Source organism: Paraburkholderia sp. WS6 (assembly GCF_030464835.1).
Taxonomy (GTDB): domain Bacteria; phylum Pseudomonadota; class Gammaproteobacteria; order Burkholderiales; family Burkholderiaceae; genus Paraburkholderia; species Paraburkholderia madseniana.
Genome location: NZ_JALQCK010000002.1, coordinates 304544 through 320364, shown reverse-complemented (window position 1 = coordinate 320364; position 15821 = coordinate 304544). Strand labels below are relative to the sequence as shown.

13 protein-coding genes are annotated in these 15821 nt (G+C 61.6%); 9 read left to right on the top strand and 4 right to left on the bottom strand.

Translation table 11 applies throughout. The features are described from left to right. The first annotated feature begins 101 nt into the window (after positions 1-101). Positions 102-449 (top strand): hypothetical protein, encoded by a 348-nt coding sequence (locus M0D64_RS03910; RefSeq protein ID WP_266256686.1) that lies wholly within the window; start codon positions 102-104, stop codon positions 447-449. A 121-nt stretch (positions 450-570) separates the two neighbouring features. Then, on the top strand, positions 571-987 hold the full coding sequence (locus M0D64_RS03905; RefSeq protein WP_175050308.1) for a universal stress protein: 417 nt from the start codon (positions 571-573) through the stop codon (positions 985-987). A gap of 141 nt (positions 988-1128) precedes the next feature. On the opposite strand, the gene M0D64_RS03900 is transcribed toward M0D64_RS03905, so the two are convergent. Continuing rightward, positions 1129-3654 (bottom strand): hypothetical protein, encoded by a 2526-nt coding sequence (locus tag M0D64_RS03900; protein ID WP_308101742.1) that lies wholly within the window; start codon positions 3652-3654, stop codon positions 1129-1131. 487 nt (positions 3655-4141) lie between these two features. Between M0D64_RS03900 and M0D64_RS03895 the strand changes: the two genes are divergently transcribed. From M0D64_RS03895 to M0D64_RS03880, 4 genes are all read left to right on the top strand, one after another. Then, positions 4142-4690, top strand: a complete 549-nt coding sequence (locus M0D64_RS03895; protein ID WP_154566850.1) for a fimbrial protein — start codon at positions 4142-4144, stop codon at positions 4688-4690. Between the two features lie 107 nt (positions 4691-4797). Beyond that, complete coding sequence (locus M0D64_RS03890) at positions 4798-5556, top strand: molecular chaperone (protein WP_266238774.1); 759 nt, start codon at positions 4798-4800, stop codon at positions 5554-5556. Positions 5557-5558: 2 nt separating this feature from the next. After that, positions 5559-8195 carry a fimbria/pilus outer membrane usher protein gene (locus tag M0D64_RS03885; protein WP_266256685.1) on the top strand — a complete coding sequence of 879 codons (2637 nt, stop codon included), beginning with the start codon at positions 5559-5561 and terminating at the stop codon, positions 8193-8195. Then, the gene (locus tag M0D64_RS03880) at positions 8192-9232 is read left to right on the top strand and encodes a fimbrial protein (RefSeq protein WP_266256684.1); all 1041 of its coding nucleotides are present in this window, start codon (positions 8192-8194) and stop codon (positions 9230-9232) included. Before M0D64_RS03885 ends, M0D64_RS03880 begins: the two co-directional genes overlap by 4 nt. Positions 9233-9280: 48 nt before the next feature. On the opposite strand, the gene M0D64_RS03875 is transcribed toward M0D64_RS03880, so the two are convergent. Continuing rightward, positions 9281-9904: an ABC transporter ATP-binding protein gene (locus M0D64_RS03875; RefSeq protein ID WP_266256683.1), complete on the bottom strand. Its 624-nt coding sequence runs from the start codon at positions 9902-9904 to the stop codon at positions 9281-9283. Positions 9905-10165: 261 nt separating this feature from the next. Here M0D64_RS03875 and M0D64_RS03870 point away from each other — a divergent pair, with 261 nt between their 5' ends. Further along, the gene (locus M0D64_RS03870) at positions 10166-11476 is read left to right on the top strand and encodes an MFS transporter (protein WP_266256682.1); all 1311 of its coding nucleotides are present in this window, start codon (positions 10166-10168) and stop codon (positions 11474-11476) included. On the opposite strand, the gene M0D64_RS03865 is transcribed toward M0D64_RS03870, so the two are convergent. After that, entirely contained in the window at positions 11473-12528 is a 1056-nt protein-coding gene (locus tag M0D64_RS03865; RefSeq protein ID WP_266256681.1) for an AraC family transcriptional regulator, read from the bottom strand. The two genes, M0D64_RS03870 and M0D64_RS03865, sit on opposite strands and share 4 nt — an antisense overlap. Positions 12529-12819: 291 nt before the next feature. Here M0D64_RS03865 and M0D64_RS03860 point away from each other — a divergent pair, with 291 nt between their 5' ends. Beyond that, the gene (locus tag M0D64_RS03860; protein WP_266256680.1) at positions 12820-13104 is read left to right on the top strand and encodes a hypothetical protein; all 285 of its coding nucleotides are present in this window, start codon (positions 12820-12822) and stop codon (positions 13102-13104) included. 576 nt (positions 13105-13680) lie between these two features. Then, positions 13681-15585 carry an AAA family ATPase gene (locus M0D64_RS03855; protein ID WP_266256679.1) on the top strand — a complete coding sequence of 635 codons (1905 nt, stop codon included), beginning with the start codon at positions 13681-13683 and terminating at the stop codon, positions 15583-15585. Between the two features lie 40 nt (positions 15586-15625). On the opposite strand, the gene M0D64_RS03850 is transcribed toward M0D64_RS03855, so the two are convergent. Beyond that, on the bottom strand, positions 15626-15799 hold the full coding sequence (locus M0D64_RS03850; RefSeq protein WP_154566859.1) for a hypothetical protein: 174 nt from the start codon (positions 15797-15799) through the stop codon (positions 15626-15628). Positions 15800-15821 lie beyond the last annotated feature (22 nt).

Genomic DNA, 15821 nt, shown 5'->3' with positions numbered 1-15821 from the left:
GAAAATCTGGTTTTTGCTGGAGTGTGTATGGCATTCGAACAAACAAAGGGCAACGTGACCGTGGAGGCTCGCGTGTTTTCCGCACCGGGTTTTGACCTGCCATGACGCCTTCAAGACCCGCGATGATATTCAGGGGGATGTGCAAGGTCGTCGCCATTGCCTTTGTCACCAATCAGGTTCTCACGACTATTTTTACCTACGTCGCTCAGCAACTCGATGCTACGCTGCCTCATGAAACGATCTGGCTGTTCAGCTGCGTGACATGCGGACTGTTGACGCTGTGGCTGCAATCCGATGCGCGGCGCGCCTTCGGCTTCGCGCGTGAGAAAGGTTTCGTGAAGACGGGCGGTGACAGGAAACAGGAACTGCAAATTGCCGAGGATTGTCCGAAGCGGTGGCTGGTGATCTTGCATATCGAGCTGAATCCGGCTGCGATACAGGCATCATGAGGATGCCTTCCGTCGCCGTGTAATTTGCGTGCGCGCATGCTGCAAAAACAGCAGTTTTTTACACGACGTTAATGCCGCTTTCGCTAAGCTCAAAGTACAAAGTGCCCGCCAGGAGTTCTCGATGATACGAATGCTGATCCCTGTTCTCGACCACGGCGGCGCGATAGAAGCCGCGCGCTATGCGGCGTTCATGTTTCTGGAGCGCGGTGTAACCGAAGTCGAATTGCTGGAAGTACTCGAGCCTGTCGATCAGGGGCGCGCTGCAGCCTTCCATACCCGAAGCTCACTGGTGCGGATGGAAAAACATGCCATGCTCAAGGCGCTGATCGATGCCCGCACGATTCTCGAAGAAGCCGGCGTGCCGTACCACTGGAAGCGGGTATTCGGCCACCGCACGAAAGCGATCGCCGACTATGCGGCAACGACCCAGCCCGACGTCATGGTGATCGACGCGAGCCACATGGGCTTTTTTAGAAGACTGGCCATGTTCGCGTCGCTGTCAAGGCGCACGGTTACCCCGGTAACGATGGTTCACTGACTCATCCCACGTTCATTGGCAGCAGCACCATCTGTTTGCCATGCTGGTGCAGACGTGTCTGGATTTCCAGCGGTGTGTGATTGTGAAGCCACCGCGTCAGGATATCGAAAGGAAGGTGGGCGTGATTTCTCCAAAGCATGATTATTGTCCGGTATAGCCCACGGGTGTCGTGTACTTGCCCTGGATCGCATTCGCGTTCGCCAGCACAACGTAAATCGGCGACTCGGTCAGCGTGAGATTCGCGATGCCGTTCGTGTAGCTCACCGAGCTTACATTGCCCATCATGTCGATGACGCTTACGCTGCCGCTCGTGCCGGTCGAGTTCACGGTCAATGCATAGGTGGTGCTATAGGTCGAACTGTAGGTACCCGACGACGTCGGCCAGTTCGAATTGTTGTGCGTCCACAGCGCCGCGATCACCGCACCCGAGTTGAGCTGCTGGAATGCGTAGCCATACACCATCGAAGGAAGACTGTTGAGACGTCCGAGCGTTTGCGTGCCGTCCAGGACGCGCGTCAGTGCGGCGAACGCGAGCGCTTCTGGTTTGGGACTCAGATTCGTCGCGCCATATTGCCCCTGCGGATCGGCGAGATCGAAGAACGTGCCGATGCCCACGTCAGCAGGATAGTCCGCGCCGTAGAAGAAGTAGGTGACCTGTGCACCTTCGCCGAGAATGATCAGATGCGCGCGCAATGCGACTGCGGCCTGCCCGTACAACTGGTTGGCCGGCGGATAGCTCGCCCCGTAAGCGGCGCCGGAGTCGTAGGTGATGCCGAGCTCGGTCATCCAAAGTCGCATGTTCGGCTTGACCATCTGCATCTGCGAACGCAACGACCTCATCTGCTGATCGAGGGCGTTCGCGACATTCGCGGGATTCGGATCGGTATCGTATTGTTCCGGCGGATGCGCGGCGAATGTGCCGGCGTTGTAATAGCCGTGCGTCGTCACACCGTCGATGTAATTGCCGAGCCCTAGCGATGCGTAGGTGGCGAGATATCCCTGCGTACATTCCGTCGAGCAGTTGGCGGGAAAGACGTTGGTCGTGCCCATCACAACCGCGTTCGGATCAGTCGAATGCAAGCCTTTATAGGCGGCCGCATACATCGCGACGAAATTGGCGGTCGAATCGACCCACTGGGGCTCCCACGTCACCTGGTAATAGTTGTATTGCTGATTGGGAAAATACTGCTGACGGATCGCAGCGCTGTCGGTGCCCACACGCGCCATGTAGCTCTGGTAGTAGCTTTCGTTTGACGGCGCGTTGGTGTCGTCCTGAAAGGCGCCGGTTGGACTCGCCCATGCGGGAATACCGTCCAGTCTGATGAGCCGCATGATCTTGCCGTTCGTGTAGAACGGATCGAGATCCGATAAGGAAGGCGTCCACGTATTCGCCGCATTGGGTTCCATGGCGGACAGCTCCCGGTCGTCGATCGTTTGGGAGATGCCGAGCGCTGCGAGCATCGGGCCATTGTCGTTGAAGCCCTGCATGCCGAAGCGGTGCTGCTCCTGATGCGCATAGCTGACTGCCGGTATCGTGCTGGACAGGTTCGGCAAGATGCCGAACGTGGCGATGCCGGTTGGACGCGTGCCGAATTGTGGCAGCGTGCCACCTGAGTGCGACAGCGTCGCCGTGATCGCGAAGTAACCCGCCGCGCTGCTCTGGCACGACAGCGTGCTGGTCCGCGTCCCGCTCGCAACGGCAAACGAACCGCTGCCCTTGATATTGCCCAACTGATCCTGCATCGACCAGACGACGGTGTCCGCCGATGTCGCCGCGGTGACGAACGACACCTGGAAGGCGCTGCCTTGATTGAAGAGGCGTGTGCCGTCGCTGCTTCGCGTGTCGGTGACGATCAGGCCGTTGGCGGTGCCTCCGGTTGTTGTCGTTGGTGCTGCGCAAGCGATGGCGGATGTTGGTGTCGGCGTAGGCGTAGGCGTAGGCGTAGGCGTAGGTGTTGGTGTTGGCGTTGGCGTAGGTGTTGGCGTCGGAGTTGGTGTTGGAGTCGGTGTTGGCGTCGGCGTCGGAGTTGGTGTTGGTGTTGGTGTTGGAGTCGGTGTCGGTGTCGGAGTTGGTGTTGGCGTTGGCGTAGGTGTCGGCGCAGGTGCAGGTGTCTTCGGAATCCAGCAGAACTTCGAAACTCCATACGCCGGGTCGGTACCAAAAGCCGTATTGCTGCAAGTCACACCGTTGGTGAAAACTTTGCTTACGTTATTGGCAGTCGTGCTCGCGCCATAGAGCACGGTCATCTTGCCGCTGAACGAACAGCGCGCGTTCTCGACAGCGCATTGCGTCCACGCACCAGAGGGACTCGGAGTCGGAGCAGGGGTGGGGGTGGGCGTTGGAGTCGGAGTCGGAGTAGGCGTCGGCGTGGGCGCCGAAGTGCTTTTGTACCAGCAACTCTTCCCATACCCAAACGCGGGATCCGTACTCGACACCGCGCCCGTCGAGCACTGCACGCCGCCCGTGAACGGGCCATTGATATCGTATTGAAGCGTAGGCGACGTGGTGCCGTAGACGACGTTCGCCGTGCCGGTGAACGAACAGAATTGTCCCTCGGCCGCACAGTACGTGTACGTTGTTCCGCTGATCGTCAATGAGCTTTGCGCGTGGGCCGCGCCAACCAGCATCCCGCCGACCGGCGCAAGCATCAGAAGCGCGCGTTTCATTTCGGACTCCGCGAATAGATGTCGTCGGCGATGCCCGCGCGTCAATTGAATGCGTCGAGGCAGTCCGAGGCGTGATCACTGCTGGGGAGCGAAGACAACGAGCTTTAGTTAAGTCGATTTGACTATCCGGTAACGGACAACAGGAAGCTCTTTCCAGCAAAATCGACTTGCACCCACGTTTTAAACGTAGATTTTGCTCGATTAAGCATCATTCGTATGAATAAAGCCGGTAGGGTAGGCGTGCTTTTCAGGAGCAAAAGCGGCCGCGCAAGTAGCTCTTACTGCAAGTAGCTCTTACTTCCAGAAAGCGTTCGTTTTGACACTGCTTCAAACTTCTCCCGTCCAGCTTGACACTGCTTGACTGTCCCTTTTTGGCATCGTCCCGATAATTGCCCCCGGCGCGGTCGGTTTGAGCGCAACGCCATTGCTGAACCCGCCACACACACGGTCTTTCAATACGACGCATTACTCATCAATGGGGATAACCATGAAATTCACGCGCTCAGGCGTTCTCGCTACGGCGGCAATTGCTGCAGCAGCCGCCATGCCGGCCGTTTCGCAGGCAGCCGACGGCACCATCACATTCACCGGCCAGATCACCAGCCAGACCTGCACGATCAGCGGTAACGGCGGCGGCAAGAACTTCACCGTCACGCTGCCGACCGTCTCGACCTCGGCGCTTGCCACTGCCGGCACGACCGCAGGCCGCACGCCGTTCAACATCGCATTGTCGAACTGCACGCCGAACTCGGGCAACGTGTCGACCTATTTCGAACCGGGCGCCACGGTCGATACGACCACGGGGCAACTGATCAACGCCTCGGGCACGGCGACCAATGTCGAAATCGGCCTGCTCAACGGAGACAGCAGCGTGATCACGCTGGGTGCGGCTCAGGCGTCGCAGAACTCGAAGGCCGTTGCGCTGGCAAGCGGTGCCGCCACGCTCAAGTACTTCGCGCAATACGTGGCAACCAATGGCGCGTCGACGGCGGGTACCGTCAATACGACCGTCATGTACTCGATCGTCTACCAGTAAAAGCAGGACGCTACGGGGCGGTGGCCGGCGCCCGCAAGAGGCGCCGGCTGTCGAGGAGATCAGAGCGAACCACGAGTTCGCCACGCAATCAGGATAACGAAATGGCAATGCGAAAGAAATTATCAAGGGCGATGACGGTTTTCGCATTGTCATGGTTGGTGAGCAGCGCGCATGCGGGTGTCGTGATCAGCGGCACGCGCGTGATCTATCAGGCAAAAGAGCGTGAAGTAACCGTCAAGCTCAGTAACGAAGGTGACGCGCCGGCGCTGGTTCAGGTGTGGCTCGACACGGGCAATCCGAACGCGATGCCGGACGAATCGAAGGTGCCGTTCACCTTGTCGCCGCCGCTTTTTCGCCTCGATCCGAAGAAAGGGCAGAGCCTGCGCCTGATCTATACGCAGGAGCCCTTGCCGCAAGACAAGGAGTCCCTGTTCTGGCTCAACGTGCTTGAAGTGCCGCCGCGCGCAGCCGCCAGCACCACAGCGGACGATCCGAATTCGCTGCAACTCGCGTTCCGTTCGCGCATCAAGTTGTTTTTCCGTCCTGCGGGGCTGCCGGGAAATGCGGACGAAGCGGCCGCGAAAGTCAGTTGGAAATTTGTGCGCAAGGACAACGGCGCCTACGCGCTCGAGGCGACCAACCCGACGCCCTATCACGTGACGTTCAGCAAGATCGTCGCCAATGAGGGCACGACGAACTGGACCAGTGACAAGGGCGGCATGGTCGACCCGGGCGCGAGCGCGGACTTCGACATTGGCAACGTTGCACCGCTCGCCGACGTGCCGGCGCAAGTCGACTACACATTCATCAACGACTACGGCGCCGGCGTCACCGGCAAAACGCTGCGCGACGGGACCCGCAAGTAATCATGCGGACCCGGGAATATTCTTCGCGGCCGCGAGCCGGACACTGGTTCGCGCTCAGGCGCAGCCATGCCGTGATGCTCGGCGCGCTGGCCGCCTGGGGTGCGACGCCCGCGTTCGCCGACTCCACGATGCTTGCCGACGTGCAGTTCAACAGCGAATTTCTGATGAAACCGAAAGGCCAAAGCGTCGACGTGTCGCGTTTCGAGCGTGGCAATCCGGTGCAGCCCGGCGAGTACACGGTCGATCTCTACGTGAACGGAAACTGGGTCGGCCACGACACGTTGCGTTTCGTGGCTCGGGAAGGCGCGGGGAACGCCGTGCCGTGTTTCAGCAAGGCGCTGATCGAGCGCCTCGGCCTGGATTTTTCGGCACTGTCGGATAAGGGCCGCGGCGAACTCGCAAAAGCCCAGGCGGGCGAGTGCGCGAACGTCGCCGATCTCGTCGACGGTGCGTCGCAATCCTTCGACCTGTCCGATCTGCGGCTCGACCTGAGCATCCCGCAGGCAGCGCTGCTGCGCAATCCGCAAGGCTATGTGAGCCCCGAGTTCTGGGACGAAGGCGTGACCTCGGCCACCTTGGGCTACAACCTGAATTCGTTTCGCGTGACGGGTTCGGGCTCCGCGGGGTTGTCAAATACGCAGACCTATCTCGGCCTGAATAGCGGCGTCAACGTCGGCAGTTGGCACTTCCGGCAGAATTCCGCGCTGACGTGGCAATCGAACGGACCGCGCACGTATCAGAACATCGCGACCTACGTGCAGCACGATCTGCCGTCGATCCGTAGCCAGTTGACGCTCGGTGACGCCTTTACCGATGGCGCCGTGTTCGACAGCATCGGCATTCGCGGCGTCGAACTCGCGAGCGACGACCGCATGTTGCCCGACTCGCTGCGCGGCTATGCACCGCTGATTCGCGGCGTGGCGATGACCAATGCGCGCGTGAGCGTCACGCAGAACGGCAACAAGCTGTACGAGACAACCGTCGCACCGGGCGCATTCGAAATCAACGATCTGTACGCCACCGGTTACGGCGGCAACCTGCTCGTCACGGTCACGGAAGCCGACGGCAGTCAGCATAGTTTCTCCGTGCCCTATGCGTCGGTCGCGCAATTGCTGCGTCCGGGCATCACCCGTTTCAATGTCGCCGCGGGCCAGCTTCGCGATGCGCAGGTCAATCAGCACGACAACCTCCTTCAGGGGACGGTGCAGCACGGTTTCAACAACGTCATCACCGGCTACGCGGGGGCGATCGTTGCGGAAGGCTATCTCGCCGGGCTGCTCGGCGCGGCGGTCAACACGCCGTTGGGTGCGGTTGCGTTAGACGTAACCGAGGCGCGCGCCTACATTCGCGGCGTGACCAATACCACCGGCCAGAGCGTGCGAATCAGCTACAGCAAGCTGGTGCCGGCCACCAACACGAACTTCACCGTCGCCGCTTATCGCTATTCGTCGAGCGGTTTCTGGGCGTTGCGCGACGCCATGCTGGCGCGCAGCGCGGTTGCCGCGGGGCAGGACCCGAGTTCGGTGGATCGCCAACGCAATCAGGTCCAACTGACGATGAACCAGAGCTTCGGCAACGGCTGGGGCAATGCCTACGTGGTCGGCTCGACGCTCGACTACTGGAATCGCAGCGGCACCACCACGCAATTCCAGATCGGTTACAACAACGTGCTGCGCGCGCTCGGCACCAACTTCAGCTACAACGTGTCGCTGTCGAGACAACGCGACGGCCTGACCGGCCAGATGAACAACCAGATCTTCGCAAGCGTCTCGATTCCGCTCGGCACGGGCCAGCATGCGCCGACCCTGTCGACCAGCTTCACGCACAGCAGTCAGAGCGGGTCGTCCGAGCAGGCGATGCTGAACGGCTCCGCCGGCGTGGACAACGAATTTACCTATGGCGTGACGGCGAACCATGCACCGGGCTCGAGTGCAGGCGGCGTGAACGGCCAGTACCGCAGCCCGTACGCGACGCTGGCAGCGAGCGCAAGTGGCGGCTCCGGCTTCTCGCAAGTGTCGGCCGGCGTGACCGGCGCGATCGTTGCGCATCCGGGCGGCGTGACCTTCGCGAACGATCTGGGCGACACGATCGGTGTGGTCGAGGCGAAAGACGCGAAGGGTGCCCGCATCACCAATTCGTCCGGCGTGCGCATCGACAACTTCGGTTATGCAGTGATTCCGTATCTGACGCCGTACAGCCTGAACACGGTTGAAATCGATCCGAAGGGAATCCCGCTCGACGTCGAATTCAAGTCGACCAGCCAGCAGGTGGCGCCGCGTGCCAATTCTGTGGTGATGATTCACTTCGGCACGGTGACCGGCAGAGCGGCGGTGATCTCGGCTCGCTTACCGAACGGCGCACCGTTGCCATTCGGCGCGACGGTGTACGACGCGAAGGGGCAGGGTGTTGGCGCGATCGGCCAGAACAGCCGCATCTTCGTACGCGGCGTGGCCGATGAGGGTGCGCTCACCGTGAAGTGGGGCGATGCGGCCGATGAGCAGTGTGCCTTCGGTTATCACTTGCCGCCGAAGGGCGAAGATCGCGGCGCGTATGCGCATATCGATGCCGTGTGTGGTGCGGCGGGCGGCATGACGAACCAGGCAGCGGCGGGCTCGTCTGCTGGAGGAAATACGCAATGAAGAAGTCTCTCCCATTCAGAGCCGCACGGAAATGCTTCAACATCCTGATGCTAGTCGCTGCGGGTTGTGCCGGCCTGATCGTCAGCGTACCCGCTCACGCAGCGCTGCAATGCACGATTACCGGCTCGGCGGCGATCAGCTTCGGCACGCTCACCGTGCCGCGCGACACGCCGGTCGGCACGGCAATTGGGCCGGTGCAGTCGTCGACCGTTTCTGTTAACTGCCCATCGAATCCCGGTACGGTGCCGCCGTACAACAACGGCTGGTATATCCAGTACTATCCGCAACTGACGAGCAGCGCGGTAACGGGCGTGTGGAACACCGGTATCGCGGGCATCGGCATCAAGGTCGTGGACGTGACCTACGGCAACACGACTTTGTCCTCACTGGCAGTCGGCAAGTGGGGCGATTTCGGCGCACCGATCACGACGACGGCGGCGTTCCAGGGCAGCTTTACGTTCACCTACCAACTGGTCAAAACGGCCGCACAAGTGACGACGGGTGGCGCGGTGAACATCCCGCAGGTGCTCACGCTGGTCAGCCACAATATTCCCGTGAATATAACGTCGCCGGCTCTCGTGACGATCTCGGTCAACAACACCTCGATCGTCGCGACGACGTGCACGGTGACCACGCCTTCGGTGAGTGTCACGCTGCCTACCGTCAATGCCAGCGCATTGAGCCCCGTCGGAACGACAGTCGGCAACACGAACCTCAGCATCGGACTATCGTGTCAGGCCGGCGCGAATGTCTATGTGACGCTGACCGACGCGACCACGCCTGGCAATACGACCAGCAATCTGACGCTGGCGAGCGGGTCGACCGCGACGGGTGTCGCGTTACGCGTGCTTAATAGCGGTGGAACGGCAGTCAGCTACGGGCCGGATTCGGCGGTGGCGGGCAATCGGAACCAATGGCTGGTCGGTGCATCGTCGAGCACGACTCGCATTCCGTTGACCGCGCAGTACATCTCCACCGGCACGGTAGGGCCGGGTACGGTGAAGGGGCTTGCCACCTTCACGATGAGCTATCAGTGAGGCTTGAAGGTGCGGCGCGTTAACTCGCCAACAACGTGCGGAAACTTTCTAGCCGCGCATACCCAGGTCCGCAAAACCGACGGTTCTCGCCTCGCATGCTTGCGTAAAAGCCGTGTCGTAGCTCGAGAAAAAGACCGTGCGGGTTTCGGCCAGCGTTTTAAACAGATCGACCAGAACCCCGCGCGCCGAGGCGTCGAGTCCGCCGACCGGTTCATCCGCGATCACGACTTTGGTCTCGCCGATTACTGCCCCGGTCAGGAAGAATTTCTTGCGCGTGCCAAACGACATCTGCTCGAAGCGCTTGTCGAGATGCGGTTCGAGTCCGAAGCGATGGGCAAGGTCGAGCGTGTGACTGTCGACCGTTGTCGTTCTCTCCGACGCCACACGCGCCAGATACTGACGACCGGTCTGCTCCGGATACGTCATGCAGTCTTCGGGCACGTACGTGAGTACGGATTTGGCCTCGCGCGGCGCGGTGCGCAGCGAATGGCCGCCGAGCCACACTTCGCCGGCGTCGGGCTCGATCGTGCCGGCGAGGATGCCCAGCAGCGTCGACTTGCCGCTGCCGGATTCATCGTTGAGCGCCACGCATCCTGCAGCCGTGTCGCAATGCAGCCCCTGAAAGATGATGCGTTCGCTATAGCGTTTGCTGAGGTTTTCGAATCGAAGCATGACGTGCGGAGTGTGTCAGCCGAAGAATGTGCCTGACGACGGCAGCGAGGGTTCTTCGGGAAGTTAGCGGTTCGCAAGTGTAGCAGTGCGGTCAGATGCTTTCGCTGCATCCGACAATGACACCACCCGCTGACGAGGTAAGCGAAGGGACATCTGCGCGCGCAGTGTAAAGTTGCGTCTTTTTGCGCCGTTAAAAAAGGCTTCACCGCCATTCGGTCCACCTCCTGAACACCTCGACGCTTCCCCCGTCGACCGCAATCCATGCAAACTGCTGCCCGCAAAGCGGCCCAACCGTCCCGCGCCGAACTCAGGCGTATCGTCACGGCAATTGTTATCGGCAACGGCTTCGTGGCGTACGACTTCACCGTCTACAGCTTTTCCGCAGTCATCATCGGTAACCTGTTCTTTCCATCGAGCAATCCCGCGTCGTCGCTGCTGCTCTCGCTCGCCACCTTCGGCGCGGGCTTCGTGATGCGCCCGCTCGGCGCGATCATGATCGGCCACATTGCCGATAGCCGTGGCCGCAAAGCCGGCCTCACGGTATCGCTCACGCTGATGACCCTTGGCACGTGGCTGATCGCGTGCCTGCCGGGCTATGCGTCGATCGGTCCGGCCGCGGCGGTATTGATGGTGCTCGCGCGCCTGATGCAGGGGCTCGCCGCTGGAGGTGAGATCGGGCCGGCGTCGGCTTCGCTGATGGAATCGGTCGCCTACCGGCACCGGTGTTTCATGGTGAGCTGGCGTGGCGCGAGCCAGGGCGCGGCCGCCTTCGCCGCCGCGCTGGTCGGGGCGTGCACGACGGCGCTGCTGTCGCCGGCCGCCATGCATGACTGGGGATGGCGCATTCCGTTCGTGCTGGGCGGGCTGATCGGACCGGTCGGCTGGTACCTGCGTCGCCGCATGCCGGTAGCCGCGCCGCTGCCGCGTATGCGACTCAGTCCGAGGCGCATGGTCACGGAATATCCGCGTCCCTTCGTCTGCGGCCTCCTGATGATGGCGGCGCCGTCGGTGGGCATCTACCTCACCGTTTTCTATATGCCGGCCTACCTGGTTCGTACGCTGCATCGGCCGGCGGCAATCAGTCTCCTGACGGCCTGCCTGTCGGGCCTCGTGATCCTGGTGGTGACGCCGCTCGTGGCGCGCGCGGCCGACCGTTTCGTGAGCCGCAAGACGTTGCAGTACGCGGCACTCGTAGCGTCGCTGGCGGCCGCGTGGCCGGCATTCTGGGCGCTGACCCACGGCGTGGGCGACGTCGCCGCGCTCGTCATCATCACGGGGTACGTCGCGCTTGCGGTCAACAATGCCGGCCCGAGTTCCGTGCTGATGATGGAGGCGTTTCCGGCGCATCGGCGCGCGGCGGGACTTGCGATGATTTACAGTTTCGGCGTCGTCCTGTTCGGCGGATTTTCGCCGTTCCTCGTGACGTGGCTGATCAGCCGGACTGGCGATCCGATGGTTCCAGCGTGGTATCTGATGGCCGCGACCCTGCTTACGCTTGCTGCGTTAAGGGCATTTCCCGAGGCAGAGGCGCCGGATGCGCGCCTTGCCGGTGCTTCGCAGCCGCCGGCTTAAACGCTCCCCCAGCGCTCCTTTGCGCCGCGATGCTGCAGGTCCAAGGCGCGCGCCCGCATATCCTGCGGGCTCATGTCGAAGGCGCGGCGAAACGCGCGTGTGAAATCGGACGCGCTCTGAAAGCCGAGTCCATAGGCGATTTCCGTCACCTGAAGATGCGGGAAACGAACCAGTTCGTCCGCCGCTTCCCGCAAGCGGCGATTGCGGATGTAGGCGCCGAGCCCGCCGTCGTGCTCGAACCACCGATAGATGGTGGCGCGTTTCAGCTGTAACGCCTGAACCACGCTGGTCGGTGTGAGATCGCCCTGGTGAAGATTGGCTTCGACGTAGCGCCGCACCTGTCCCATCACGGCGGCCTGCATCGCCGCCCGGCTCGCGCCTGTCAGTCGCGCCTCCTTGCGGAAGGCGGCGATCAGCAGTTGGGCGCCGGCATGTAATGCCTCCGCCGCGCTGGCCGGGTCGAGCGTAGGGATTTCCCGGGCGACTGCCGTCAGATGGTCCAGCGCGAGACCGGTCAGCGGCGCACCCTGCTGGACGACGCGGCCGTGAATCGCTGTGGCGTCGCGCAGTTCCTCATCCACGATCGCGGCGGGTACGAACAGGCTCAGAAGCCGGCATTCGGGCCGCTCGGCCCGAAACGGCTGATTCAGGTCGAACGCGACGATACCCTGCACCGAGCCCTGCTCGCTGCGTTTCTTGCGCATGCCCGTCACGTGGCCGACCTCGCCTTCCACGAACAGTTGAAAGGCGTAATCGCGCCGCGAGTCCGTGGAGACCCGCGCGACCGATCGTTCCAGCAACATCGCGTCCGTGCTGCAGTCCGTAAACACCATACCGCCGACCGCATAAAGATCGATCTCACCGCGAAATCCTTTGGCGACCTGCTCCTTCGACGGTGGCACGTCCACCACATGTCCCACGCGCTGGCGCCAGGCCAGAAATTGTTCGTCGGCTGTGAGCGCGTGCGTGCTGAAGCTGCTCGTAGAAATGGCGGAGCGCGATTCGGCTGCGGCGGCAGCAGCCAGGTGCGGCGGTAAGGTGCGCTGGTTCATGGATCGGTTGCTGCGAACGAGGCGTGTGGTTCTGGCGAGTAGCCGCGGTAACCAGATATTTAACACGCCGTCGTCGAATATTGAGACGGATGGTAAAGCCTAACAAAAAACCTGCGGTATCGTCGGATGATTAGATGCAGATCGGTTTCATCGACGGCGCCGCCAATCCGTTTATAACAGGCCCCGCGCTGGAAAACGCAAAGCACGCAGAAAGCGCGCCGATTGGCATTCGCGGCGCAATGGGTGCGAGGCCCAGGCTTTGCAGGCGGCCAATTTACGGGGTATCGAAAGATGAGCGGCACGAACAGGCAACCGACCGCCCAGCGCGGCGGGCGGCGTCCGTCCAGTCTGGTGGATAGCCAACTGGAGCATCTTGAGAACATGGTTCAGTACGTCACACGCGGCGACGCGGTTGGCGTGCTGGTCCCGCTAGACCATGAGTACTGGGAAAAGCGCATTCGCGCGCTGGAAGAGACTCACGAGTTGATTGCCAGCCAGCGCAAACGTGTCGTCAAGCTTCTCGACCGTCTCGGGAGCGAAGCGCAGACGAAGCTAAGGCGGCGCACCGCTGCCTGAGTCCGGATTTGCAGAAGGGAAAGGTTGCGAGGATCGGGGGTAGTTGCAGGAGAGAAGATCGGTGCCACAAGGTACCGGCAATAAAAAAGAAGGACCTGAGAGTGCGGTAATGAGGCGGACGGGCCCACAGAGGTTCGCCGCTCAGTTGTGAAACCGTTGGGTGTCTTGCCCATCGGAAGTTTGGGGGTGTTTTAACAGAGACCTCCGGACTTGGCCGAGCAACCGGCTGGGGATCGCCACGAAAGTGTCGTCCTCGCCGGGCGCTCGCTCGGCTCACCCCTGCGTCAAACCCAACACCTGCCAATATAGCCGCCAGCCTGTCTGGATGGGCACCTTTAATATTCCGCGATTTACTGCGACATTGATCGCTTTTTAATAGGGCGCGGTTACTTTCAGGTATGCAGAATACGCAGTGAATATAGCGCTGATAAACTGTGCGCCGGAACAACAGGTCGTCGCTTTCAAGGCGCGATCGCTCCCCCAAATTCGACGATACGAATCGCCGGACTACCCACCGATACCACCTGTATTTGACCCGTATTGGGGCCCCCTTTGGCCCGTTTTTGGAAGTGACTCATGAAGCCGGGAAAGAACTCGTTTGGGAAAAGACGCGCACGCAAGATCGCCATTGGGGTCAGTGCTGTATTCATCGCGGCATTGCTCGCACTGAGCGGCTGGCTTTACCAGCAGCGCGACGCGCAGACAACCCCGGCGCTTACCGGCATCGCGAATCAGATGCGTCACGATCCCTCGGCATGGACGCATGAAGAGAAAGACGCATCACAAATGCTGCGTGATATTCACGACGTCAACGTGGCCGCGATCGGCGTGAGCCCCAACGCGATTCTCGTGTCGAAGCTCGACGGCGCGAAATACTTCGTCACCGACCATAACGCGACGTTCTCGCACGCACTGCTGCTCGGCGAACCCAAAGCTGGCCAGGCCGCGTCCTACCAGCTCGTCTGGCTGCCCGACGCCGACATTCGCACCGGCGCGTCGCGCTGGGTGCCGGTGTTCAATCAGGTGCGCGACGCGATCAGTTTGCTGTTGCCGCTGTTGCTGATCGGCGGCATGGTGTGGTTCATGCGCCGCGAGATGAGAGGCGGCGCGTCGCTTCTCAGCAAGGCACCTACGCTGCGTTTCGACGACGTGATCGGCGCGTGTGAAGCGAAGGCGGCGCTCGCAGACATCCGCGGCTATCTGTCCGATCCGAAGCAGTTCACGTCGATGGGCGTGCGTGCACCGTGCGGCATTCTGATGGTCGGCGGCCCTGGCGTCGGCAAGACGCGACTCGCCCAGGCGCTCGCCGGCGAATGCGGCGCGAACTTCATTTCGATCACTGGCAGCTACTTCAGTGCGAAGTACTACGGCGTCGGTATCCAGAAGGTCAAACACCTGTTCGAACTCGCGCGCAAGAATGCCCCCACGGTCATCTTCATCGACGAAGCCGACGGCCTCGCGAAGCGCACGGATACCGGCGGCGGTCCCGTCGAAGCCGAGAGCAATCGCATCATCAACCAGTTGCTGGCGGAACTGGATGGCTTCGCTTCGAATGAAGGCGTCATCATCGTCGCGGCCACGAACCATCCCGACAATCTGGACGAGGCGTTGCGTCGGCCAGGCCGTTTCGATCGCACGGTGCAGGTCCGTTTGCCCGACCGCGAAGACCGCGCGAAAATTTTCCGCTTCTATGCGGAGAAGCTGAAGTCGAAGGCCGCCGACATCGACTACGACCAACTCGCTCGCCTGACCACCGGCCTGTCTCCGGCAACGGTTGCGATGGTCGTGAATCAGGCGGGACTGGTCGCGCGCAAAGCCGGCGAGACGGAAATCGCCGCGAAGCATTTCATGGAGGCGATCAAGATTGCACGCATCGGCGACGTGAGCGGCGCCGAGCGGGCACTGAGCGAGGACGAACGCACGCGTATCGCGGTGCACGAAGCGGGGCACGGTCTCGTTGCCGCGCTGCTCGGTACCGGTGTGCTGGAAGAGGTCACGATCTTGCCGCGTGGCGGCGCATTGGGTGTTGCGCTCATCACCAAGGCACAGGACAAGCACCTGTACCGCGAAACCGAGATCCGCAACGAGATTCAGGTCCTGCTCGGCGGTCGCAACGCCGAAATTCTCACGTTCTCCGAAGCGTCGAGCGGCGCCGCGTCGGATCTGCAGGAAGCGTCGCGCATCAGTCTCGACATGGTGTCGAAGTTCGGCTTCAACCGCGATGGCGATCTGTTCAGCCTCGCGGCGCTGCCGTCGCAGTACGCGGGCCTGCAAATGAAGAGCGCCATCGAGCACGCCAACGTGCTGCTCAAGGAGTTGAACGAGTTGTGCTATGGGCTGCTGCACGCTTATGAGCCCGTTCTGCGAGCCATTGCCGACGAACTGCTCGAGCGGGAGACGGTTCCGGGCGAAGCGGTTTACCGGCTGATCAAGGAGCACAAGAGCGCGCTGAAGATCGTCCACGAGCCGGCTGCCGCTTGATCCGCGCTTGTTCCGTTTTGCCGCCACGAGAGCGGGAACGTCATTTCTTAGGTGGTGGCGTGTCGCCCTTTTGCGGCAGAGGCTGATCGAGACCCGGTTCGACCGGGGTAGGGATGGCGTCGCCAATAGGCTTGGAGACCTCGGTAGGCGGGCTGCCGGGGTCTTCATCCGGCTTGTTTTCGTGCTCGTTCGGGGGATTGGGCATGTTGGCCACGATGGCTCTCCGGTGGATTGCT

Excerpts from the sequence above, each read along its gene's own strand:
- M0D64_RS03910 (WP_266256686.1), top strand. The coding sequence starts at position 102 with ATGACGCCTTCAAGACCCGCGATGATATTCAGGGGGATGTGCAAGGTC.
- M0D64_RS03905 (WP_175050308.1), top strand. The coding sequence starts at position 571 with ATGATACGAATGCTGATCCCTGTTCTCGACCACGGCGGCGCGATAGAA.
- M0D64_RS03900 (WP_308101742.1), bottom strand. The coding sequence starts at position 3,654 with ATGAAACGCGCGCTTCTGATGCTTGCGCCGGTCGGCGGGATGCTGGTT.
- M0D64_RS03895 (WP_154566850.1), top strand. The coding sequence starts at position 4,142 with ATGAAATTCACGCGCTCAGGCGTTCTCGCTACGGCGGCAATTGCTGCA.
- M0D64_RS03890 (WP_266238774.1), top strand. The coding sequence starts at position 4,798 with ATGCGAAAGAAATTATCAAGGGCGATGACGGTTTTCGCATTGTCATGG.
- M0D64_RS03885 (WP_266256685.1), top strand. The coding sequence starts at position 5,559 with ATGCGGACCCGGGAATATTCTTCGCGGCCGCGAGCCGGACACTGGTTC.
- M0D64_RS03880 (WP_266256684.1), top strand. The coding sequence starts at position 8,192 with ATGAAGAAGTCTCTCCCATTCAGAGCCGCACGGAAATGCTTCAACATC.
- M0D64_RS03875 (WP_266256683.1), bottom strand. The coding sequence starts at position 9,904 with ATGCTTCGATTCGAAAACCTCAGCAAACGCTATAGCGAACGCATCATC.
- M0D64_RS03870 (WP_266256682.1), top strand. The coding sequence starts at position 10,166 with ATGCAAACTGCTGCCCGCAAAGCGGCCCAACCGTCCCGCGCCGAACTC.
- M0D64_RS03865 (WP_266256681.1), bottom strand. The coding sequence starts at position 12,528 with ATGAACCAGCGCACCTTACCGCCGCACCTGGCTGCTGCCGCCGCAGCC.
- M0D64_RS03860 (WP_266256680.1), top strand. The coding sequence starts at position 12,820 with ATGAGCGGCACGAACAGGCAACCGACCGCCCAGCGCGGCGGGCGGCGT.
- M0D64_RS03855 (WP_266256679.1), top strand. The coding sequence starts at position 13,681 with ATGAAGCCGGGAAAGAACTCGTTTGGGAAAAGACGCGCACGCAAGATC.